At 73.6% G+C, this 20,058-nt stretch carries 21 protein-coding genes and 1 tRNA gene; 11 read left to right on the top strand and 11 right to left on the bottom strand.

What is annotated here, in order from left to right:
• Positions 1-72: 72 nt before the first annotated feature.
• The gene (locus tag ABZ172_RS10760) at positions 73-723 is read right to left on the bottom strand and encodes a hypothetical protein (protein ID WP_356882401.1); all 651 of its coding nucleotides are present in this window, start codon (positions 721-723) and stop codon (positions 73-75) included.
• 47 nt (positions 724-770) lie between these two features.
• Here ABZ172_RS10760 and ABZ172_RS10755 point away from each other — a divergent pair, with 47 nt between their 5' ends.
• Complete coding sequence (locus ABZ172_RS10755) at positions 771-959, top strand: DUF5703 family protein (RefSeq protein ID WP_014157168.1); 189 nt, start codon at positions 771-773, stop codon at positions 957-959.
• Between the two features lie 57 nt (positions 960-1,016).
• On the opposite strand, the gene ABZ172_RS10750 is transcribed toward ABZ172_RS10755, so the two are convergent.
• The 3 genes from ABZ172_RS10750 to ABZ172_RS10740 all read right to left on the bottom strand — a co-directional run bounded on the left by ABZ172_RS10750 (position 1,017) and on the right by ABZ172_RS10740 (position 3,607).
• The gene (locus ABZ172_RS10750) at positions 1,017-1,757 is read right to left on the bottom strand and encodes a chaplin (RefSeq protein ID WP_356882399.1); all 741 of its coding nucleotides are present in this window, start codon (positions 1,755-1,757) and stop codon (positions 1,017-1,019) included.
• A 136-nt stretch (positions 1,758-1,893) separates the two neighbouring features.
• Entirely contained in the window at positions 1,894-2,127 is a 234-nt protein-coding gene (gene chpH / locus ABZ172_RS10745) for a chaplin ChpH (RefSeq protein ID WP_031099530.1), read from the bottom strand.
• Between the two features lie 145 nt (positions 2,128-2,272).
• Entirely contained in the window at positions 2,273-3,607 is a 1,335-nt protein-coding gene (locus tag ABZ172_RS10740) for a M20/M25/M40 family metallo-hydrolase (RefSeq protein WP_356882397.1), read from the bottom strand.
• A gap of 184 nt (positions 3,608-3,791) precedes the next feature.
• Here ABZ172_RS10740 and ABZ172_RS10735 point away from each other — a divergent pair.
• The 3 genes from ABZ172_RS10735 to ABZ172_RS10725 all read left to right on the top strand — a co-directional run bounded on the left by ABZ172_RS10735 (position 3,792) and on the right by ABZ172_RS10725 (position 8,082).
• A tRNA-Leu gene (locus ABZ172_RS10735) sits at positions 3,792-3,879 on the top strand.
• Positions 3,880-4,255: 376 nt separating this feature from the next.
• The gene (locus ABZ172_RS10730; RefSeq protein WP_356882395.1) at positions 4,256-7,033 is read left to right on the top strand and encodes a cation-transporting P-type ATPase; all 2,778 of its coding nucleotides are present in this window, start codon (positions 4,256-4,258) and stop codon (positions 7,031-7,033) included.
• 110 nt (positions 7,034-7,143) lie between these two features.
• Positions 7,144-8,082: a pseudouridine synthase gene (locus tag ABZ172_RS10725; protein ID WP_356882393.1), complete on the top strand. Its 939-nt coding sequence runs from the start codon at positions 7,144-7,146 to the stop codon at positions 8,080-8,082.
• A 31-nt stretch (positions 8,083-8,113) separates the two neighbouring features.
• Here ABZ172_RS10725 and ABZ172_RS10720 read toward each other — a convergent pair whose 3' ends face one another.
• The 3 genes from ABZ172_RS10720 to ABZ172_RS10710 form a co-directional block, all read right to left on the bottom strand.
• Positions 8,114-8,743 (bottom strand): MBL fold metallo-hydrolase, encoded by a 630-nt coding sequence (locus tag ABZ172_RS10720; protein ID WP_356882391.1) that lies wholly within the window; start codon positions 8,741-8,743, stop codon positions 8,114-8,116.
• Positions 8,743-9,828 (bottom strand): S-(hydroxymethyl)mycothiol dehydrogenase, encoded by a 1,086-nt coding sequence (locus tag ABZ172_RS10715; protein WP_356882389.1) that lies wholly within the window; start codon positions 9,826-9,828, stop codon positions 8,743-8,745. Before ABZ172_RS10715 ends, ABZ172_RS10720 begins: the two co-directional genes overlap by 1 nt.
• Before the next feature lie 75 nt (positions 9,829-9,903).
• Positions 9,904-10,605, bottom strand: coding sequence for an FCD domain-containing protein (locus tag ABZ172_RS10710; RefSeq protein WP_356882387.1), 702 nt, complete (start codon positions 10,603-10,605; stop codon positions 9,904-9,906).
• 145 nt (positions 10,606-10,750) lie between these two features.
• Here ABZ172_RS10710 and ABZ172_RS10705 point away from each other — a divergent pair, with 145 nt between their 5' ends.
• Both ABZ172_RS10705 and ABZ172_RS10700 read left to right on the top strand, forming a co-directional pair.
• The gene (locus ABZ172_RS10705) at positions 10,751-11,260 is read left to right on the top strand and encodes a gluconokinase (RefSeq protein WP_356882385.1); all 510 of its coding nucleotides are present in this window, start codon (positions 10,751-10,753) and stop codon (positions 11,258-11,260) included.
• An 11-nt stretch (positions 11,261-11,271) separates the two neighbouring features.
• On the top strand, positions 11,272-12,669 hold the full coding sequence (locus ABZ172_RS10700) for a gluconate:H+ symporter (RefSeq protein ID WP_356882383.1): 1,398 nt from the start codon (positions 11,272-11,274) through the stop codon (positions 12,667-12,669).
• 6 nt (positions 12,670-12,675) lie between these two features.
• Here the strand turns inward: ABZ172_RS10700 and ABZ172_RS10695 are convergent, their stop codons facing one another.
• Both ABZ172_RS10695 and ABZ172_RS10690 read right to left on the bottom strand, forming a co-directional pair.
• Positions 12,676-13,341 (bottom strand): cytochrome b/b6 domain-containing protein, encoded by a 666-nt coding sequence (locus ABZ172_RS10695; protein WP_356882381.1) that lies wholly within the window; start codon positions 13,339-13,341, stop codon positions 12,676-12,678.
• The gene (locus ABZ172_RS10690; protein WP_356882452.1) at positions 13,283-13,948 is read right to left on the bottom strand and encodes a molybdopterin-dependent oxidoreductase; all 666 of its coding nucleotides are present in this window, start codon (positions 13,946-13,948) and stop codon (positions 13,283-13,285) included. Before ABZ172_RS10690 ends, ABZ172_RS10695 begins: the two co-directional genes overlap by 59 nt.
• 187 nt (positions 13,949-14,135) lie before the next feature.
• Here ABZ172_RS10690 and ABZ172_RS10685 point away from each other — a divergent pair, with 187 nt between their 5' ends.
• Positions 14,136-14,561 (top strand): ASCH domain-containing protein, encoded by a 426-nt coding sequence (locus tag ABZ172_RS10685; protein WP_356882379.1) that lies wholly within the window; start codon positions 14,136-14,138, stop codon positions 14,559-14,561.
• 111 nt (positions 14,562-14,672) lie between these two features.
• Here the strand turns inward: ABZ172_RS10685 and ABZ172_RS10680 are convergent, their stop codons facing one another.
• Positions 14,673-16,328, bottom strand: a complete 1,656-nt coding sequence (locus tag ABZ172_RS10680) for an FAD-binding dehydrogenase (protein ID WP_356882377.1) — start codon at positions 16,326-16,328, stop codon at positions 14,673-14,675.
• Between the two features lie 162 nt (positions 16,329-16,490).
• Between ABZ172_RS10680 and ABZ172_RS10675 the strand changes: the two genes are divergently transcribed.
• From ABZ172_RS10675 to ABZ172_RS10660, 4 genes are read left to right on the top strand one after another with little or no spacing between them, the layout of a single operon-like run.
• A complete protein-coding gene (locus ABZ172_RS10675; RefSeq protein ID WP_356882375.1) occupies positions 16,491-17,408 on the top strand; it encodes a DMT family transporter in 918 nt (305 codons plus the stop codon).
• Entirely contained in the window at positions 17,395-17,925 is a 531-nt protein-coding gene (locus ABZ172_RS10670) for an NUDIX domain-containing protein (RefSeq protein WP_356882373.1), read from the top strand. Before ABZ172_RS10675 ends, ABZ172_RS10670 begins: the two co-directional genes overlap by 14 nt.
• A complete protein-coding gene (locus tag ABZ172_RS10665) occupies positions 17,922-18,317 on the top strand; it encodes a DUF202 domain-containing protein (RefSeq protein WP_356882371.1) in 396 nt (131 codons plus the stop codon). The genes ABZ172_RS10670 and ABZ172_RS10665 overlap by 4 nt, the downstream gene beginning before the upstream one ends.
• Positions 18,314-18,625 (top strand): DUF202 domain-containing protein, encoded by a 312-nt coding sequence (locus ABZ172_RS10660; RefSeq protein ID WP_356882369.1) that lies wholly within the window; start codon positions 18,314-18,316, stop codon positions 18,623-18,625. Before ABZ172_RS10665 ends, ABZ172_RS10660 begins: the two co-directional genes overlap by 4 nt.
• A 260-nt stretch (positions 18,626-18,885) precedes the next feature.
• Here ABZ172_RS10660 and ABZ172_RS10655 read toward each other — a convergent pair whose 3' ends face one another.
• On the bottom strand, positions 18,886-19,821 hold the full coding sequence (locus ABZ172_RS10655) for an NADP-dependent oxidoreductase (RefSeq protein WP_356882367.1): 936 nt from the start codon (positions 19,819-19,821) through the stop codon (positions 18,886-18,888).
• Positions 19,822-20,058: the final 237 nt, after the last annotated feature.

Raw genomic sequence — 20,058 nt, 5'->3', positions numbered from 1 at the left:
CGACCCGCGGGCACCGGGCCCGGCGGGGGGGGGCGGCCGGGGGGCGCGTCCCCCCGCCCCCCCCCGACGGGGTCAGGTGCGCTGGGGGACGGCGCCGTCGGGGTCGCCGTCCAGCTCGTCCTCCTCGTCGAAGACCGCGCTGACGTCGAAGCGGCAGACCACGAGAGCGGGGTCCGCCTCGTCGAAGGGCGCGGCCAGCCACTCCCCCGGTTCGGGCAGGTCGTCCACGGCGGTGACCCAGAGCGTGGAGTCCCCCTCCTCCAGACCGAACTCCAGGTGCCGGGAGGCGATCTCGTCCGCCTCGTACTCGCCGAACACCACGCCCAGCGCGGCGTGCACACCGGCGCCGGCCTCGTCGTCCCGGCCGTCCGGGTCGAGGTCCGCGACCCGCTGCGCCTGGGCGAGCAGCCGCGCCGGCTCGGCCACCGCGTAGTCGCGCCTGATCAGCACGCTGACGGCGTGCGGTTCCTCGGGACCGGCATAGGGCGGGAGGGGGTCCTGTGCGGCCGGGATCTCGAAGGGGGTGACCTCGTCGTGACGGTCGTAGAGGAGTTCGTCGTAGACCTCGGCAGCGGCGGCCAGGGCGTTGAACGCGTCGAAGACGGCGGGGTCGTCGTCCCCGGTACGGCGTTCCACCGCCCGGAGGTGGCGGTCGAGCGCGGTTTTGACTGCATCGGCGGCGGCGCGTACCTCGGCAGCGGTGGGCTGCGCAGCATCAGACATGGGACAGACGCTATCCGTACCGGGGGTCTGCCCGCACAATAGATGCGATGCCGGAATACGAATTCATCGACGTGTACGTGCCGCGCGGGGTGTCCCGCAAGGAAGCGGCCCGCCTGCTCACCGACCATGCCGAATACGGGCACTGGGAGTTGGACCGGCTGACGCTGCGCCTGGACGGCAGCCGCCGGGTGCGGCTGCGGCGCCGCATCATCCGTCAGCTCCGGGCCACCTGGTAGCGGTGGGCGGGCTCCGCCTGCACGGAGCCCGCCCCTCTGCCTGTGGTCGCGGTGCGGTTACGCCGCGCTGCGCGACCGCCGGTAGAGCATCGTGCCCGCGCCGGCGAGCAGCAGGCCCGCACTCGCCGGGACGAGCACGTCGAGCCCTCCCCCACCGGTGTGGGCGAGCTGCTCACCCGCCACGAGCTGGGTCTCGGGCGCCGGGGGCGTGACCGGCTTCTCCGGGGTGTGCGGCGTCGGCGGGACGACGGGAGGCGGGACCGGCTCCGTGTCGTTCTCGCAGGAGTTGCCGAAGACCGGGTTGAGCAGGCCGCCGACGGTGATGCTGTTGCCGCAGAGGTTCACCGGGATCTCCACCGGCGCCTGCACCTGGTTGCCGGAGAGGATGCCGGGGGAACCGGTCGTCTCCGCCTGGGCCGAGGTGCCGGAGGCACGGTGCCGGCCCGTCCCCGCCCCGCTGTCGCCCGTGCCCTCGTGCCCGGAGGCCTGGGTACCGGAGCCGTGGCCCAGGTCGCCGGAGCCGCCGTCCTGGGCGTGCGCAGAACCGGAACCCGAAGATCCGTTTCCGCAGTCGTTGCCGCTCGCGGGGTTGAGCAGACCGCCGACGTCCACGGAGTTCCCGCACACGTTGACGGGTACGTCGATGGGGGCCTGGATCGAGTTCCCGGAGAGCACTCCCGGTGAGCCCGCCGCGGTGCCGGCCGCACCCGCGTCGGCGTGCGCGTAGCCGCCGCTCAGCGCGAGCACTCCGCCCGCCGCCGCCATCGTGATCAGGCCTTTGCGTGTGACCTGTCGCATAGGTTGTCTTCCTGCCTTCTGCTACCGAAATGCCCCGGACGCAGCCGTGCGGGGGGCCGAATGCCCAGCGGCCCCGGAGCGCATGGGACGCACTCCGAGGCCGAGGACTCACACCCTTACGGGTGGACGCGCATCGTCACGCGTTGACGCAGGTGTTGCCGAAGGCGGGGTTCAGCAGCCCGATCACGGAGACCGTGTTGCCGCACACGTTCACGGGAACGTGGACCGGGACCTGGACGACGTTGCCCGAGAGCACGCCGGGGCTGCCGATGGCGGCACCCTGGGCACCGGCGTCGGCGGACGCCATACCCGCACCCGCGAGCACGAGACCACCGGTAGCAGCCGCGATTGCGACGACCTTCTTGATCATGATTCCTCCTGTGTTGACAAGTGCGGTCCCAGCCGCGGACCGCATCAGGTGAAACGAGGAGAAGGTGAAGGGGCTACGAGTCCGTGATCTCTTTCACCCTTTCCGGTGAGATGCGAACAGGCTGGCGAATGTCGGCTGTGCGCGGTCAGGAGTGGTCGATGAACCGGTCGAGCACCCGGGCGCCGAACTTCAGACCGTCCACCGGGACCCGCTCGTCCACGCCGTGGAACATGCCGGCGAAGTCCAGCTCCGGCGGCAGCTTCAGCGGGGCGAAGCCGAAGCAGCGGATACCGAGGTCGTCGAAGGACTTCGCGTCGGTGCCGCCGGAGAGCATGTAGGGCACGGCCCGCGCGATCGGGTCCTCGGCCTTCAGCGCGAGCTGCATCGCGTCCACCAGGGAGCCGTCGAAGCTGGTCTCCAGGGCCTTGTCCCCGTGCACGTCCTCGCGCTTCACCCGCGGACCGAGGATCCGGTCGAGGTCCGCCAGGAACTCGTCCTCGAAGCCCGGCAGGAAGCGGCCGTCCACGTGCGCGGTGGCCTGTCCGGGGATCACGTTCACCTTGTAGCCCGCGCCGAGCATGGTGGGGGCGGCGGAGTTCCGCAGGGTCGCGCCGATCATCTTGGCGATCCCGCCGAGCTTGGCGAGCGTGGCCTCCATGTCCTCCGGGTCGAGCGGGGTGCCGAGCGCGTCGGACAGCTCGTCGAGGAAGGACCGCACGGTCTTGGTCACCCTGACCGGCCACTGATGGCGTCCCAGCCGGCCGACGGCCTCGCAGAGCTCGGTGATCGCGTTGTCGGTGTTGGTCATCGAGCCGTGCCCGGCGGTGCCGTCCACGGTGAGCCGCATCCAGTGCATGCCCTTCTCCGCGGTCTCCACCAGGTAGAGGCGCAGGTTCTCGTTGACGGTGAACGAGAAGCCGCCGACCTCGCCGATCGCCTCGGTGACGCCGTCGAAGAGGTGCCGGTGGTGGTCGACGAGGTGGCGCGCCCCGTAGGTGCCGCCCGCCTCCTCGTCGGCCAGGAAGGCCAGCACGATGTCGCGCGGGGGCTTGCGTCCGCTGCGCATGCGGTCGCGGACGACCGCGAGGGTCATCGCGTCCATGTCCTTCATGTCGACCGCGCCGCGTCCCCACACGCAGCCGTCCGCGATCTCCCCGGAGAACGGGTCGTGCGTCCAGTCCTCCGCGTTGGCCGGGACGACGTCGGTGTGGCCGTGGATCAGCAGAGCCGGCCGGGAGGGGTCCTCGCCCTCGATCCGGGCCACGGTGGAGGCCCGCCCCTGGTGGGACTCGATGATGCTCGGTTCCAGCCCGACCTCGGCGAGCTTCTCCGCGATGTACTCGGCGGCGGCCCGCTCGCCGGGTCCCGAGTGGTCGCCGTAGTTGCTGGTGTCGATCCGGATCAGGTCACGACAGAGGTCCACGACCTCGTTCTCGGCGGTCTCGCCGATGCCGGCCCGTGCCGTGTTGGTCTCGCTCACGCTGCTTCCTTCCACTGTCGCGGTGGTGCTCCCCCTCATCCTCGCGCGCCCGCCCCCGGACGCCCAAGACCGCACGGACCCCGTCACGCGCCCGTCACACGGCCGGGGGCGGGATCGAGCACCCCCGATTGTTTGCTATTGTTTTCCACGTCGGAACGGGCACGGCCCGGACGACGATCACCCGGTCCGGGTGGCGGAATGGCAGACGCGCTAGCTTGAGGTGCTAGTGCCCTTTATCGGGCGTGGGGGTTCAAGTCCCCCCTCGGACACCAGCGGAAAACCCCCAGGTCACCCTGGGGGTTTTTGCGTGGTACGCCCCTGGCTCGGACGCACGGGTGACGCCCCGAGGGGCACGGTGGGCACCGGCCGGGCCGGCCGCCTCGGCGAGGCCGGGTGAACGAAACGGACGCGGGGCGGACCGACCGGGTGAGCCGGCCCGACGACGCGGGGGCGGCCCGACGACGCGGACGGACCTGGTCAGCCGCCTCCGGACTCGCGGCCCCGCCCGCTCACCCTCCCCCGCCGCTCGCCCGGTCGCGCCGGCCACCCGCCCGGCCGTTCGCCCGGGCCGGTGACGCTGACGGGGTGGCGCTGACACGAGGGCCCGGGAGACGCGCGGTCGCCCGGCCCGGTCGATAGCCTCCTGCGGTGAAGAGCCGACATGAGGCGTGGCTGCGCCCTTCCGGGGTGGATCCGGAGGAGTCCGCGGAGCTGCTGCTGCGTGATCTGCGCAGTTCGCGGCGCGGGCTGTCGAGTGCGGAGGCCCGGCGGCACCTGGTGCAGTACGGGCCGAACGAGCTGGAGCGCAGGCACGGGCGGCACCGGCCACGGGAGCTGGCCCGGCAGCTCACGCATCCGCTGGCCCTCCTGCTGTGGCTGGCGGCCGCGCTGCTGTTCGTGGTCGGCTCGCACGTGGTCGCCGCCGCGGTGGTGCTGATCATCCTGCTGAACGCGGGCTTCGCGTTCGTCCAGGAGATGCACGCCGAGCGGGCGGTGGAGGCCCTGGCCCGGTATCTCCCGCCGCAGGCCAAGGTGGTGCGGGACGGCGTCCGGGTGGAGATCGACGCGGCCGGACTGGTACCGGGCGACCTCATCGTGATCGAGGAGGGCGACCGGATCGCCGCCGACGTACGGCTGCTGGCCGGGGCGGTCGAGGTCGACATGTCGGCACTGACCGGGGAGTCCACGCCGGCCCTGCGTTCGGCCGCCGTGCTGGACGTCGACGTGCCGGTGCTGCGCGCCCACGACCTGGTCTTCAGCGGCACGAACTGCACCGGCGGGGAGGCGCACGGCCTGGTGTTCGCGACCGGGATGGCGACGGAACTCGGCCGGATCGCCGCCCTGTCGCAGCGCGTCGAGCAGGAGCCCAGCCCCTTGGAACGCCAGGTCCGGCGGGTCGCGTGGCTGATCGCCGCCGTCTCGGTGGCGCTGGCGCTGGCGTTCATCCCGCTGGCGGTCCTCGGCGCGGGGCTGTCCCTCGTCAAGTCGGTGATCTTCTCGGCGGGGCTGCTGGCCGGCATGGTCCCCGAGGGACTGCTCCCGGTGATCACCCTGGCGCTGGCCGTGGCGGTGCGCGCGCTCGCGGGGCGCGGCGCGCTGGTCAAACGGCTCAGCGCGGTGGAGACGCTGGGTTCCACGGACGTCATCTGCACCGACAAGACCGGCACCATCACCGAGAACCGCATGCGGCCGATGGCGGCGTGGACCGCGGCCGGCCCGGCCGACCTGGAGGCCGGGGCAGCCGGGGAGGGGTCCGTCCCGGGGCCGGGACCGGCCCTGCGGGCAGCGGCCAGGACCGCGGCGGCCTGCAACAACGCCCGGCTCGACACCGGGGACGGGCCGAGCGGCGACCCCACCGAGGTGGCCGTGCTGCTGGCCGCGCGGAGCCTGGGCGCCGAGCACGACGCGGAGCGCCGGGAGGCCGTGCGGCGCTGGCAGTTCCACTTCGATCCCGAGCTCAAGATGATGTCCACCGTGGACGGGCACGGGGACGATCTCATGGTGCACACCAAGGGGGCGCCCGAGGCGGTCCTGCCCCGGTGCACCGCCCTGCTGGACGCGGAGGGCCGCCCGGGCCCGCTGGAGGACGCCGACCGCGCGCGGATCACCGCGCAGGTCGACGCCTTCGCCTCCGACGGGCTGCGGGTGCTCGCCCTCGCGCAGCGGGCCCTGCCCAAGGAGGACAGGCCACCGCACCGGAGGGACGACGCCGAGCGGGAGCTGTGCTTCGTCGCGCTGTTCGCCCTGCTCGACCCGCCCCGTCCGGAAGTGGCCGGGGCCGTCGCCGACTGCCGCACCGCCGGCATCCGCGTCATCGTGATCACCGGCGACCATCCGCTCACCGCCGCCGCGATCGCCCGCCGCGTCGGCATCACCGGGCCCCGGCCGCGCGTCGTCACGGGGGACGAGCTCGACCGGATGCACGAGCACGAGCTGGCCGCCCTGGTCCGGGCCGAGGAGGACGTCATCTTCGCGCGCGCCTCGCCGGAGGCCAAGCTGCACATCGCCGAGGCCCTGCGCGAGCAGGGGCACGTGGTGGCGATGACCGGGGACGGGGTGAACGACGCCCCCGCGCTGCACCGGGCCGACATCGGTGTGGCGATGGGCCGTTCCGGCACCGACGTCGCGCGGGAGGCCGCGACGATGATCCTCACCGACGACAACTTCGCGTCCATCGTGGAGGCGGTCCGCGACGGCCGGCGGATCTACGACAACGTCCGCAAGTTCATCATCTACATCTTCGCCCACGCCACCCCCGAGGTGACGCCCTTCCTCGTCTACGCCCTGAGCGGCGGAGCGGTCCCCCTCCCGCTCACCATCCTCCAGCTCCTCGCCTTCGACGTCGGCAGCGAGACCCTGCCCGCCCTGGCGCTCAGCCGCGAGAAGGCCGAGCCCGGGCTCATGCGCCGCCCGCCGCGCCCCCGCTCCGAAGGGGTCATCCGCACGCCGATGCTGCTGCGCGCCTGGCTGTTCCTCGGTCTGCTGGTGACCGTGCTGGCGATGGCCGGCTTCTTCCACGTCCTCATCGGGGCGGGCTGGCACCCGGGCGATCCCACCGGACCCGGGACAGCGCTGCACGAGGCGTACCGGCAGGCCACCACCATGACGTTCCTCGGCATGATCGCGGGACAGATCGGCACCGCCTTCGCCGTACGGACCCAGCGGGCCTCGCTGCGCTCCCTGGGGGTGACCTCCAACCGCTATCTGCTCGCGGCCGTCGCGGGCGAGATCCTGCTGGCCGCGGTCTTCGTCTACGCCCCGCCGTTCCAGGCCCTCCTCGGGACGGCGCCGCCCTCCCCCGGCACGCTGCTGCTCCTGCTGCCCTTCCCGTTCGTGGTCTGGGGCGCCGACGAGCTGCGCCGCTCCCTGGTGCGGCGGCACGCCCGCCGGAGGGCCGAGCCGAGGCCCCCGTCCGGGCGGGGGTGACGCGGTCCTCGGCCGGGGCCGCGGCCCCGTGGGCGGGGACCGCGCGGTGGGAGGATGGAGGGACCCGGCCGGCATGTTCCGGGACCCTGCGACGAGAAGGACCCGGTGCGATGAGAGGACGGGCGAAGCCCCCCGCCGCCCCGCTCCCCCAGCGCTCGGGCGTCGACCCGGTGCGGGTGCGGCTCCCGGCGGACCCGGCGGGGGCCTGGCGGACCGTGCGGGACCACCTGCTGGACCGGTTCGCGGGGGCGATCGGCGCGGGGCGGGTGGACGCCATGCTGTCCGGGGGCCGGTTCGTCGGGGCGGACGGCGCTCCCGTCGCGGCGGACGCGCCGTACACCGCCGGGCTCTTCCTGTGGTTCCACCGCGACTTCGCCCCTGAGCAGCCGGTGCCCTTCCCCGTCGGCGTCGTCCACCGTGACGACCGCCTGGTGATCGCGGACAAGCCGCACTTCCTGGCCACCACCCCGCGCGGCCGGCACGTCACGGAGACCCTGGTCGCCCGACTGCGCGACACCCTGGGGCTGCCGGAGCTCCAGCCCGCGCACCGGCTGGACCGGCTGACGGCGGGCCTGGTGCTCTGCGTCGTCCGGGCCGGCGACCGCGGCGCCTACCAGACACTGTTCCGGGACCGGCTGGTGCGCAAGGAGTACGAGGCGGTGGCTCGCCACGACGCGGGGCTCGTGCTCCCCCGGACGGTGCGCAGCCGGATCGTCAAGGAGCGGGGGGTCGTCGCCGCGCGGGAGGAGCCGGGGGCGGCGAACAGCGAGAGCCGGGTCGAACTGCTGGAGCACCGCGGCGGGTTGGGCCGCTACCGGCTGCTGCCCGCGACCGGCCGCACCCATCAGCTGCGGGTCCATATGAACGCGCTGGGGCTGCCGCTGGTCAACGATCCGGTCTATCCGGTGGTGGAGCCGGACCCGGAGCGCGAGGACTTCGCGCGTCCGTTGCAACTGCTGGCGCGGGTGCTGGAGTTCACCGACCCGGTCACGGGCGTGCCGCGCCGCTTCGAGAGCGGGCTGCGGCTCGCCGCGTGGCCGGACCGGTGAACCCCGGCAGGACGGGTGGACCGCGCCGGGGTCAGTGACCGCGGGCGATCCAGTCCTCCAGCTGCGGCGCCTCGGCGCCGATGGTGGTGGAGTCGCCGTGTCCGGTGCGGACGGCCGTCTCCGGCGGCAGGGCGAGCAGCCGGTCCCTGATCGAGTCGATGATCGTCGGGAAGTGCGAGAAGGACCGCCCGGTGGCGCCCGGCCCGCCCTGGAAGAGCGTGTCCCCGGTGAAGACGGTGCCCAGCCCGGGGGCGTGGAGGCACACCGCGCCGGGGGCGTGGCCGGGGGTGTGCAGCACGGTCAGCCGCGTCCCCGCCACCTCCAGCTCCTGGCCGTCGGCGAGTTCGCCGTCGGGGGCGCGGTCCGGGTGGGTCTGCTTCCAGAGCGGCAGGTCGTCCGGGTGCAGCAGGATCGGCGCACCGGTCGCGTCGGCGAGGGCCGGGGCCGCGTCGACGTGGTCGTTGTGCGCGTGGGTGCAGATGATCGCGCGCAGCGTGCGTCCGCCGAGCGCGGCCTCGATCGCGGCGGCGTCGTGGGCGGCGTCGATGACGACGGCCTCGGTGTCGTCGCCGACGATCCAGACGTTGTTGTCGACGTCCCACTCGCCGCCGTCGAGGGCGAAGGTGCCGGAGGTGACCAGGTGGTCGATGCGGGCGGCCATCAGAGGACCACCACCGAGCGCAGGACGTCGCCGTCGTGCATCCGCGCGAAGGCCTGCTCGATCTCGCCGAGCTCGATGGTCTCGGTGACGAAGGCGCCCAGGTCGAGGCGTCCCTGCTGGTGGAGGTCGATCAGCATCGGGAAGTCGCGGGAGGGCAGGCAGTCGCCGTACCAGGACGACTTGAGCGAGCCGCCGCGTCCGAACACGTCGAGGAGCGGGAGTTCGAGCTGCATCTCGGGGGTGGGCACGCCGACGAGGACGACGGTGCCGGCGAGGTCCCGGGCGTAGAAGGCCTGCTTGTACGTCTCCGGGTGGCCGACCGCCTCGATGACGACGTCGGCGCCGTTGCCGCCGGTGAGCGCGCGGATCGCCTCGACGGCGTCGTCGGAGCGGGAGTTGACGGTGTGGGTGGCGCCCATCTTCTTCGCCGTCTCCAGCTTGCGGTCGTCGATGTCGACCGCGATGATCCTCGCCGCTCCGGCGAGCCGCGCACCGGCGATCGCCGCGTCGCCGACGCCGCCGCAGCCGATGACGGCGACGGAGTCGCCGCGGCCGACCTGTCCGGTGTTGATGGCGGCGCCGATGCCCGCCATGACACCGCAGCCGAGCAGTCCGGCGACGGCCGGGGAGACCTCGGGGTCGACCTTGGTGCACTGGCCCGCGGCGACGAGGGTCTTCTCGGCGAACGCGCCGATGCCCAGCGCCGGGGACAGCTCGGTGCCGTCCAACAGGGTCATCTTCTGCTTGGCGTTGTGGGTGTCGAAGCAGTACTGGGGGCGGCCGCGCAGACAGGCACGGCACTGGCCGCACACCGCGCGCCAGTTCAGGACGACGAAGTCGCCGGGCTCGACGTCGGTGACGCCCTCGCCGACGGACTCCACGACCCCCGCGGCCTCGTGGCCGAGCAGGAACGGGAAGTCGTCGTTGATGCCGCCCTGCTTGTAGTGCAGGTCGGTGTGGCAGACGCCGCACGCCTGGATCGCGACCACGGCCTCACCGGGGCCGGGGTCCGGCACCAGGATCGTCTCCACCCGCACGGGCTCGTTCTTTCCCGGTGCGATGACCCCTCGTACCTGCTGCGCCATGCCGTGGTCTCCCATCCCGACTGCCCCGTCGTCCCGAAGATCGAACCCGTCCACCGTACCCGGCCGGCGAGGCGCTCAGGGGGCCAGTACGTCCAGTTCGTGCAGCGCGCCGACCGCGATCTCCCGGGTGAGCCGTTCCGCCTCGGCGGCGTCCCCCTCGCGGACGGCCTCGGCGAGCCGGACGTGGAGGGTGACGGCGGCGGGGTCCGGGTCCTCGAACATCACCTGGTGGTGGGTGCGGCCGGTGAGGACCTCCGCGACGACGTCGCCGAGCCGGGCGAACATCTCGTTGCCCGACGCATCGAGGACGATGCGGTGGAAGGCGATGTCGTGCCGGAGGTAGCCCTCCAGCTGCCCGCCGCGCGAGGTGGCGACCATGCCGAGGGCGCACTCGGTGAGCGCGGCGCACTGTCCGGCGGTGGCGTTGCGGGCCGCCAGCCCGGCGGCGACGGGCTCGACGGCGGACCGCAGCACGGTGAGGGAGCGCAGCTGCCGGGGGCGGTCGGCGCCGGCCAGCCGCCAGCGGATGACCTGGGGGTCGTAGACGTTCCACTCCTCGGTGGGCCGCACCGTCACCCCGACCCGGCGCCGGGACTCGACCAGGTGCATGGACTCCAGGACGCGGACCACCTCGCGGACGACGGTGCGCGACACGTCGAAGCGCCGGGCGAGCTCGTCGGTGCGCAGGACCAGGCCGGGCGGGCAGTCCCCCGCGGCGATCTCCAGACCCAGGGTGTCCAGCACGTGTGTATGGAGCCCCTGGGCGGATGTGGTCATGCCCACCAGCCTACGGGGCGGTTTTCGGGATCGAAAAGTACGACGTTTATGTCACAGCCTCTTGAATAAGTCGTATGTAATGGGTTTCAGTAGCGCGGCGGGCCGATGTCGTCGGCCCGATGTCGAGGAAGACGGTGAGACACCGATGAGCACCCCCCACGTCGTCGTGGTGATGGGCGTGGCAGGGACCGGCAAGACCACGATCGGCCCCCTGCTCGCCGACGCCCTGGGCGTCCCCTACGCCGAGGGCGACGACTTCCACCCGCCGGCCAACATCGCCAAGATGTCCGCCGGCGTCCCGCTGGACGACGACGACCGCCGGCCCTGGCTGGATGCGATCGGGCGGTGGGCGCACGGCCGGGCGGAGCTCGGCGGCGTGGTCAGCAGTTCCGCGCTCAAGCGCTCCTACCGGGACCGCCTGCGCGCCGGAGCCCCCGGTGCCGTCTTCCTGCACCTGACCGGCGACCGGTCCCTCATCGAACACCGCATGGCGGACCGCAAGGGCCACTTCATGCCGACCGCGCTGCTCGACTCCCAGTTCGCGACCCTGCAGCCGTTGCAGGAGGACGAGGCGGGCGTCGCCGTGGACGTGTCCGGCACCCCCGAGGAAATCACCGACCGGGCCGTCGCCGCGCTGCGCCGGCTCGCCGACTAAGGAACACCACCGTGACCAGTCTCAGCGTCGAGATGCTGGCAGCGGATGCCGTCGAACCCATCACTTCGGCCGGCAACGCACAGCTGGGCATCGCCGTCCTGGCGGGCATCGCCGTCATCGTCCTGCTCATCACCAAGCTCAAGGTGCACGCGTTCCTCGCGTTGACCATCGGCTCGCTCGCGCTCGGCTCCTTCGCCGGCGCCGACCCGGCGAAGACCCTCACCAGCTTCACCGCGGGCCTCGGCTCGACCGTCGCGGGGGTCGGTGTCCTCATCGCCCTCGGCGCCGTCCTGGGCAAGCTGCTCGCCGACTCCGGCGGCGCCGACCAGATCGTCGACACGATCCTCGCCAGGACGAGCGGCCGCGCGATGCCGTGGGCGATGGTGCTGATCGCCTCGATCATCGGGCTCCCGCTGTTCTTCGAGGTCGGCATCGTGCTGATGATCCCGGTGGTGCTGCTGGTCGCGAAGCGAGGCAACTTCTCGCTGATGCGGATCGGCATCCCCGCGCTCGCCGGTCTCTCCGTGATGCACGGGCTGATACCCCCGCACCCCGGTCCGCTGGTGGCGATCGACGCCCTCGGCGCCGACCTGGGCGTCACCCTGGCGCTCGGCGTGCTGGTGGCCGTCCCGACCGTGGTCATCGCGGGCCCGCTCTTCTCGCGCTACGCCGCCCGCTGGGTGGACATCGAGCCCCCGGAGAAGATGATCCCGCAGCGCCCGTCGGAGGAGCTGGACCGCCGCCCGAGCTTCGGCGCGACCCTGGCGACGATCCTGCTGCCCGTCGTCCTGATGCTGGTCAAGGCCCTGGTCGACATCGTGGTGGACGACCCGGAGAACGCCGTCCAGCGCGTCACCGACGTGATCGGCTCGCCGCTGATCGCCCTGCTGGCGGCCGTCGTCGTCGGCATGTTCACCCTGGGCCGCGCGGCCGGGTTCACCAAGGGGCGCCTCTCCGGCACCGTCGAGAAGTCGCTCGCCCCGATCGCGGGCATCCTGCTCATCGTGGGCGCCGGCGGCGGGTTCAAGCAGACCCTGATCGACGCCGGTGTGGGCCGGATGGTCCTCGACTTCTCCGAGAACTGGTCGATCCCCGCCCTGCTGCTCGGCTGGCTGATCGCCGTCGCGATACGGCTGGCGACGGGATCGGCGACCGTGGCCACCATCTCGGCCGCCGGTCTCGTCGCCCCGCTGGCCGCCGACATGTCCACGTCCCACGCGGCCCTGCTGGTCCTCGCGGTCGGTGCGGGTTCGCTCTTCTTCAGCCACGTCAACGACGCGGGGTTCTGGCTGGTGAAGGAGTACTTCGGCATGGACGTCCCGCAGACGATCAAGACCTGGTCGGTGATGGAGACCATCATCTCCGTCGTCTCGCTGGTCTTCGTCCTGCTGCTCTCCCTGGTGCTGTAGCGGGCGTCACTCCTCCGGTTCCCGCCACAGCGGGTGCTCGGAACGCGCCCAGTGGCGCGCGACCGACCCGGTGCGCATGCCTCGGCGTGCCTCCGGGTCGGCGTAGGCCTTAGCGAGGTGGCCGGCCAGGACCACGCCGATCGCGACGGCCAGCCAGTCGTGGACGAAGGTCGCCCCCGTGCGCCACACCAGCGGGGCGAGCCCGGTGAACCACATCAGCAGCCCGGTGCCGGCCATCACGAGCACGGCGCCCGCGATCCACGCGGCGTACAGCTTCTGGCCCGCGTTGAACTTCCCGGCCGGGCGGGATCCCGGTGAGCGGTCGCGGCGCAGGGCGGCCCGCAGCCATTGCCGGTCGTGCGGACCGAACCGGTTGAGGCGGGCGAGGTCGGCGCGCAGGGCGCGCGAGACCAGTCCGGCCAGCAGCGGCACCGGGGCCGCCAGCCCGGACCACTCGTGCACGGTGACCACCAGGTGCCGGCGGCCGACGAGTTCGGCGAGCTGCGGGACGTACAGACAGGCGGCGGTGGCCACACAGGTCAGCACCAGCCAGGCCGTGGCGCGGTGCACCAGGCGCTCGGCGGTGCTGAAGCGCCGGACCCTCGGGGAGGGGTCAGACGGTGGGGGCGTCGTCGCGGCCGTTGGACCGGCCGACCCAGGCGTCGACGTCATAGCCGAGCTCCTCCCAGTATCCGGGGCGTACGGAATCGGTGACGGTGATCCCGGAGAGCCATTTCGCCGACTTGTAGAAGTACATGGGGGCGACGTAGAGGCGGACGGGACCGCCGTGGGCGTGGGCCAGCGGTGCGTCCCGCATCCGCAGCGCGACCAGGACGTCGTCGCGGCGGGCCTGTTCGAGGGTGAGGCTCTCGCTGTAGGTCCCGTCGAAGCAGGTGAAGCGGACCGCCTTCGCCCCGGGCCGGACACCGGCCGCGTCGAGCAGCGCGGAGAGCCGGACCCCCTCGAACGGGGTCTCCGGAACCCGCCAGCCCGTCACGCACTGGACGTCCCGGACCGTACGCGTCTGGGGCAGCGCCCGCAGCGAGTCGAGGGTGTGGGTGACCGGCCGGTCGACCAGTCCGTCCACCGTGAGCCAGTAGTCGGCGGCGGTCCGCTCCGGCACGGACGTGGCGACGGAGTAGTAGCGGAAGCCGCCGCCGTTGGGGAGCAGGCCGGTGAGCCCGGTGGGGTCCTTGTCGGCGACCGCTCCCAGTCCGTTCTCCAGCGTGCGCTGGAGGACGGGTGCGGCCACCACCCCGGCGGCGCCGAGGCCGAGCATGGCGAGGACCAGGCGGCGTCCGACGGGTGCGCCGCCGCCGTCCGGGGCGGAGAGGTCAGGGTCGGGAGGGGGACTGTTCACCCGCCCATTCGAACACTCCCGGCGCCCCGTCACCAGGGTCCGCGGGCCCGGGTCGTGGTCCGGCGGACCGGGAGGGCCCGGGACCGGCGCGTGCCACACTGCCGCCATGGAGAACCGTGAATCACTGAAGCCCTTCCTGCTCGCGTTCCCCGGGCCGCTGCGCGACCGGCTGGTGGCGGCCGTGCTCTCGGGCGAGAAGGTCTCCACCTCGGGGCTGCTCGCCGAGTACGAGGCGGAGCGGGAGGAGCTGCCGCCGGTGGGCGAACGGTCCGCGGTCATCGACTCCGACGGGCGGGAGGTCGCCGTGGTCGAGGTGACGGAGGTACGTGTGCTGCCCCTGGGGGCGGTGTCGCTGCGGCACGCGCTGGACGAGGGCGAGGGGCACACGTCCGTGGCCGGGTGGCGGGAGGCGCACGAGGCGTTCTGGCACGGCGAGGAGATGCGGGAGGCCCTGGGGGACCCGGAGTTCACCGTGGACGACGACACGATGATCGTGGCGGAGCGGTTCCGGGTGGTGGAGCGGCTCGGCTGAGCCCGCCGCCCTCCCCGGCGGGGCAAGGGCCGGCGCCGCGGGCGCGGTCCGCTCCCGGCGGCCCGTGCGCCCCGGCGGCCCGTCCGTCCCGGTGCCCGGCGCCCGGTGCCGTCAGCCGACCGCCTTCGCCGCCGCGCGGCCCGCCGCCCGGCCGGAGAAGATGCAGCCGCCCAGGAACGTCCCCTCCAGCGAGCGGTAGCCGTGGACCCCGCCGCCGCCGAAGCCGGCCGCCTCCCCCGCCGCGTACACCCCGGCCAGCGGGGTGCCGTCGCCGGTCAGGACGCGCGAGGACAGGTCCGTCTCCAGACCGCCGAGCGACTTGCGGGTCAGGATGTGGAGCCGTACGGCGATCAGGGGGCCGGCCGCGGGGTCGAGGATGCGGTGCGGCTTCGCCGTGCGAATCAGTTTGTCGCCGAGGTAGGAACGGGCCCCGTTGATCGCGGTGACCTGGAGGTCCTTGGTGAAGGGGTTGGCGATCTCACGGTCGCGGGCGGTGATCTCGCGGCGCAGGGCGTCCTCGTCGATCAGCGCCTCCCCGGTGAGCGCGTTCATCCCGCGCACGAGCGCGCCGAGGTCCTTCTCGACGACGAAGTCGGCGCCCTCGTCCATGAACGCCTGCACCGGCGCGGGCACGTCGGCGCGGGCCCGTTCCAGGACGCCGCGGACGGACTTCCCGGTCAGGTCCGGGTTCTGCTCGGAACCGGAGAGCGCGAACTCCTTGCCGATGATCTTCCGGTCGAGGACGAACCAGGTGTAGTCGTGGCCGGACCGCACGATGTGTTCGAGGGTGCCCAGCGTGTCGAAGCCCGGGAACAGCGGAACGGGCAGCCGCTTGCCGCGGGCGTCCAGCCAGAGGGACGAGGGGCCGGGCAGGATCCGGATGCCGTGCTTGTGCCAGATCGGGTTCCAGTTCTCGATGCCCTCGGTGTAGTGCCACATCCGGTCGCGGTTGATGTGGTGGGCGCCAGCCTCCTCGGCGATGCCCAGCATCAGTCCGTCGACGTGCGCGGGCACGCCGGAGAGCATCGTGGCCGGCGGGGTGCCCAGCCGCTCGGGCCACTGGGCGCGCACGAGGTCGTGGTTGCCCCCGATGCCGCCGGAGGTGACGATCACGGCCTGGGCCCGCAGTTCGAAGGTGCCGGTGGCCACGCGACTGCTCGCGGTGCCGCGCTCGGCGCCGCTCTCCTCCAGGATCTCCCCGGTGACCGTGTCGGTCACTCCGGCGGAGCGGCCGAGGCCGGTGACCCGGTGGCGGAAGCGCGCCCGCACGAGGCCCTGCGCCATCCCCTCCCGGACCCGGCGCTCGAAGGGCGCCACGACGCCGGGGCCGGTACCCCAGGTGATGTGGAAGCGGGGGACGGAGTTGCCGTGGCCCGTCGCGTCGTAGCCGCCGCGCTCCGCCCAGCCGACGACGGGGAACAGCCGCAGCCCCCGGGCGTGCAGCCAGGACCGCTTCTCCCCCGCCGCGAAGTCGACGTACGCCTCGGCCCACCGCCGTGGCCAGTGGTCCTCCTCGCGGTCGAAGCCGGCGGTGCCGTACCAGTCCTGGAGGGCCAGCTCATGGCTGTCCTTGATCCGCATCCGGCGCTGTTCGGGCGAGTCCACGAGGAAGAGCCCGCCGAAGGACCAGTGCGCCTGGCCGCCCAGGGACTGCTCGGGTTCCTGGTCGAGCAGGATCACCGTGCGGCCGGCGTCGACGAGCTCGGCGGTGGCCACCAGCCCCGCGAGCCCCGCCCCGATCACGATCACATCAGCGTCGTACGCCATGGGGTTGCGTCCTCCGGGGGCATGCGGGGCGGCCCGGCGCGGAACCGCCCGGTGCGAAGTCGGTCGTCGGTCAGATCTTGGGTACCGGCCGCCCCTCACGTCAACCGTCCGGTGGACGGCGGCTTCACGCTTCCCGTACGGCCGCGGGGCTATCGTCGGACCGTGTCCTTGCTGGTAATCCTGCTCTCCGTGGGCGCCGCCTGCTGCACGGGCTTCGGTTTCGTCCTGCAGCAGGACGCGGCACGCCGCGCCCCGCAGAGCGATTTCCTGTCCCTGCGGCTGCTGCTGGACCTGATGAGGGTGCCGAGCTGGCTGGCGGGCATCGGTCTGATGATCTGCGGCATGGCCCTGGGGGCGTTCGCGCTCGGGCAGGGCGAGGTGTCGGTCGTGGAACCGCTGCTGGCCACCAATCTGCTGTTCGCGCTGACACTGTCCCGCTTCTTCACCGGCCAGCGGCTGGGCCGCCAGGGCTGGGGCGGTCTGTGGCTGCTGGCCGGCGGGGTCACCGCGTTCCTGCTGGCCGGCCGGCCGCGCGGCGGCGAGGCGGTGACGGAGCCGCTGAGGCACTGGCTGGTGATCGGCGCGGTGGTGGGCCTCGCGCTGGCCCTGACCGCCTTCGCCCGCCATCCGCGCACCCCGTGGGCCCCGACGATGCTGGGGCTCGCCGGAGGACTGCTGTACGGCCTCCAGGACGCGCTGACCCGTGTCTGCGTCCTGCGGCTGGACGCGGGCGGCTGGGGCGAGCTGTTCACCGGCTGGCAGCCCTACGCGCTGGTCGTGCTGGGCGTCACCAGTCTGGTCCTCGTCCAGAGCGCCTTCGAGGCGGGGCCGCTGCGGATGTCGCTCCCGGCGCTGACGGCGGCGCAGCCGCTGGCCGGGATCGTCTGCGGGATCGGCTTCCTGGGCGACCGGGTGCGCACCGACACCGGCGCGCTGGCCTGGCAGTCCGCCGGGCTCGCGGCGATCGTGACGGGGATCGTGCTGCTGGGGCTGCACCCCGCGATGCCGGAGGGCAAGGAGCGGCACGGCTCCACGGCCGCCGACCGGTTGATGTTGGATGGACCCCATGAATCCGGCTGACGAGATCCTGGACATCGTCGACGAGAACGACGAGGTCGTCGGGCAGGCGCCCCGCGGCGAGGCGACCGCGCGCGGCCTGCGCCACCGCTGCGTCTTCATCGAGGCGAGGGACCCGGCGGGACGGCTGTTCGTCCACCGGAGAACGGCCACGAAGCTGAACTTCCCCTCGTACCACGACATGTTCGTCGGCGGGGTCGTGGGCACCGGCGAGTCGTACGACGAGGCGGCACTGCGCGAGGCGGAGGAGGAGCTGGGGGTGTCCGGTCTCCCCCGTCCCACGCCGCTCTTCAAGTTCCTCTACGAGGGCCCCGGGCACAGCTGGTGGTCGTACGTCTACGAGGTGCGCTGCGACCTGCCCGTGCGGCCGCAGGTGGAGGAGGTCGCCTGGCACACCTTCCTGACCGACGCGGAGCTGGAGGAGCGCCTGGGCGCGTGGACGTGGGTGCCGGACGGCCTGGCCGCCCACCACCGGCTGAGGCGGTTCCGGGCCGGCGGCGGGGCGGGGTCCCCCGCATGAGCGAGTTCGTCCGGGGGCTGCGGCTCTGGTTCGCCCCCGAGCGGATCCGCGAGGAGGGCGACACCCCGGACTACCGTTTCTCCCTCGCCAACGAGCGCACCTTCCTCGCCTGGATCCGGACCGCCCTCGCGCTGATCGGCGGCGGCTTCGCCGTGGACCAGTTCCTGCCCGGGCTGGCCTGGGGCGTCCGGGCCGGTCTGGCCCTCGGGCTGCTGGCCGCCGGGGTGCTCTGCGCGCTGCGGGCGGTGAACCACTGGGTGCGGTGCGAACGCGCGATGCGCCGGGGCGAGAACCTTCCGGCGTCGCGCTTCCCGGCGCTGCTCGGCATCGTGGTCGCCCTGGTGGCGGTCGCGATGGTGGTGGTGGTCCTGTTCGGCTGGGAGGGCCGGTGACCGGCCCGGAGCGCGATCCCGGGCTGCAGCCCGAGCGGACGCGGCTGGCCTGGCGCCGCACCACCCTGGCCTGCACCGTGGTCGCGGTGCTCGGGGTGCGGCAGGCGCTGACCGGCGGGGTCACGGGCGCCGCCGTCCTCGCGGTGGCCGCGAGCCTGCTGGCCTGGCTGGGCTTCCTCGCCGTGGCGCACCACCGGGTGACGGGCCTGGGGGCGGCGGAGCCCGTCCCGCTGCCGCCCCGCCACGCCCTGGCCGCGGTCGTGTGCACGCTGGCGCTGGCGGTCTGCGCCGCCGCGATGCTGTTCTGACGCGCGGCGGACCGGACGGCGCAGGGGCACGGGCCCTTACGGGGCCCTCGTGCGCCGGGAGCGCGTGCGGGCTCCGGGAGGCCCGGCCTCGCCCGGAGGCCGGGGACCCGGGAGGCCGCCTCGACCGGGGCCCGCCGCCGAGACGTCAGGAGCCCGCCTCGTCCGGAGCCCGCCGTCCCGGAGGCCTGGGACCCGGGAGGCCGCCTCGACCGGAGCCCGCCGCCCCGGTCGTCGCGCCCGGGCGGCCCGGCCCCGTGGGGTCAGTCCTCCCGGGGCACGGTGACGACGATCTTGCCCCGGGTGCGGCCCCGCTCGTTGAGCCGGTAGGCGTCGGCGGCCCGCTCCAGGGGGAAGACCCGGTCCACGTGGACGGAGAGGATGCCCTGCTCGGCGAGGCCGGCGAGGTGGGCGAGGTCCGCGGCGTCGGGGCGTACGAAGGCGTAGCGGCCGCCGTGGGAGAAGACCTCGGCGTCGGCGATGGACGCGAGCCGTCCTCCGGGCGCGAGGGTCTCGGCGGAGACGCGGAGCGCCTCGCCGCCGACGGTGTCGAACGCCGCGTCGAAGCCCTCCGGCACGAGGGCCCGGAGCCGGGCGGCGAGCCCGTCGCCGTACTCCACCGGTTCGCCGCCCAGCCGGCGTACGTAGTCGTGGTTGTGGGGTCCGGCCGTGCCGACGACCCGGCAGCCCGCGTGCCGGGCGAGCTGGACGGCGAGGGAGCCGACCCCGCCGGCGGCGGCGTGCACCAGCACGGTCTCGCCCTCCTGGACCCGCAGGGTGCGGTGGAGCACCTGGTGGGCGGTGAGGCCGCACAGCGGGAGGCCCGCCGCCTCCTCGAAGCCGATGCTGAGCGGCTTGCGGGCGAGGGTGCGGACGGGCGCGGCGACGTACTCGGCGAAGGTGCCGCGCGAGAGGAAGTCCTCGCGCACGTAGCCGATGACCTCGTCCCCCACGGCGAACTCGTCCACGGCGGCGCCCGGCTGGACCACCACACCGGCGACGTCCCAGCCGGGGATGACGGGGAACACGGCCTCCAGCCCCGCCCGGAGGTAGCCCTCGCGGGCCTTCCAGTCGACCGGGTTCACGGCGGCGGCCCGCACCCTCACCAGGACCGTGTCGGGGCCGACCTTCGGGTCCGGCCGCTCGCCGTACTCCAGGACGTCCGCCGAGCCGTACCTGCTGTAGCTGATCGCCTTCATCCTCCGACCATCGGCGCGCCCCGGGGCCCCCGCAACTCAGGCCGCGCCCGGCGTGACCCCGTGACCGCCTCGCACGGCGGGAGCCGGTTCCGGCATCGTGGACCGTGTGCCGGAGTGCGGCGGGCGGCAGCGCCGGAGGCCGTCGAGGCCGCGGCCGCACGGCCGGACGAGCCGTCGGGGCGGGGCGCGCCGGGGGCGAGGAGCCCGGGATCACTTCTCGGATCGCGGGCGGACACT

The organism is Streptomyces sp. NPDC006296 (assembly GCF_040613235.1).
Lineage (GTDB): Bacteria > Actinomycetota > Actinomycetes > Streptomycetales > Streptomycetaceae > Streptomyces.
The sequence above is the reverse complement of the archived record's forward strand: the minus strand, read 5'-3'. Positions and strand labels throughout refer to the sequence as shown.

Excerpts from the sequence above, each read along its gene's own strand:
- ABZ172_RS10715 (WP_356882389.1), bottom strand. The coding sequence starts at position 9,828 with ATGGCGCAGCAGGTACGAGGGGTCATCGCACCGGGAAAGAACGAGCCC.
- ABZ172_RS10750 (WP_356882399.1), bottom strand. The coding sequence starts at position 1,757 with ATGCGACAGGTCACACGCAAAGGCCTGATCACGATGGCGGCGGCGGGC.
- ABZ172_RS10755 (WP_014157168.1), top strand. The coding sequence starts at position 771 with ATGCCGGAATACGAATTCATCGACGTGTACGTGCCGCGCGGGGTGTCC.
- ABZ172_RS10685 (WP_356882379.1), top strand. The coding sequence starts at position 14,136 with ATGGAGAACCGTGAATCACTGAAGCCCTTCCTGCTCGCGTTCCCCGGG.
- ABZ172_RS10680 (WP_356882377.1), bottom strand. The coding sequence starts at position 16,328 with ATGGCGTACGACGCTGATGTGATCGTGATCGGGGCGGGGCTCGCGGGG.
- ABZ172_RS10655 (WP_356882367.1), bottom strand. The coding sequence starts at position 19,821 with ATGAAGGCGATCAGCTACAGCAGGTACGGCTCGGCGGACGTCCTGGAG.
- ABZ172_RS10725 (WP_356882393.1), top strand. The coding sequence starts at position 7,144 with ATGAGAGGACGGGCGAAGCCCCCCGCCGCCCCGCTCCCCCAGCGCTCG.
- ABZ172_RS10670 (WP_356882373.1), top strand. The coding sequence starts at position 17,395 with ATGAATCCGGCTGACGAGATCCTGGACATCGTCGACGAGAACGACGAG.
- ABZ172_RS10665 (WP_356882371.1), top strand. The coding sequence starts at position 17,922 with ATGAGCGAGTTCGTCCGGGGGCTGCGGCTCTGGTTCGCCCCCGAGCGG.
- chpH (WP_031099530.1), bottom strand. The coding sequence starts at position 2,127 with ATGATCAAGAAGGTCGTCGCAATCGCGGCTGCTACCGGTGGTCTCGTG.
- ABZ172_RS10695 (WP_356882381.1), bottom strand. The coding sequence starts at position 13,341 with ATGACGTCGACGCCTGGGTCGGCCGGTCCAACGGCCGCGACGACGCCC.
- ABZ172_RS10760 (WP_356882401.1), bottom strand. The coding sequence starts at position 723 with ATGTCTGATGCTGCGCAGCCCACCGCTGCCGAGGTACGCGCCGCCGCC.
- ABZ172_RS10720 (WP_356882391.1), bottom strand. The coding sequence starts at position 8,743 with ATGGCCGCCCGCATCGACCACCTGGTCACCTCCGGCACCTTCGCCCTC.
- ABZ172_RS10705 (WP_356882385.1), top strand. The coding sequence starts at position 10,751 with ATGAGCACCCCCCACGTCGTCGTGGTGATGGGCGTGGCAGGGACCGGC.
- ABZ172_RS10690 (WP_356882452.1), bottom strand. The coding sequence starts at position 13,948 with ATGCTCGGCCTCGGCGCCGCCGGGGTGGTGGCCGCACCCGTCCTCCAG.
- ABZ172_RS10710 (WP_356882387.1), bottom strand. The coding sequence starts at position 10,605 with ATGACCACATCCGCCCAGGGGCTCCATACACACGTGCTGGACACCCTG.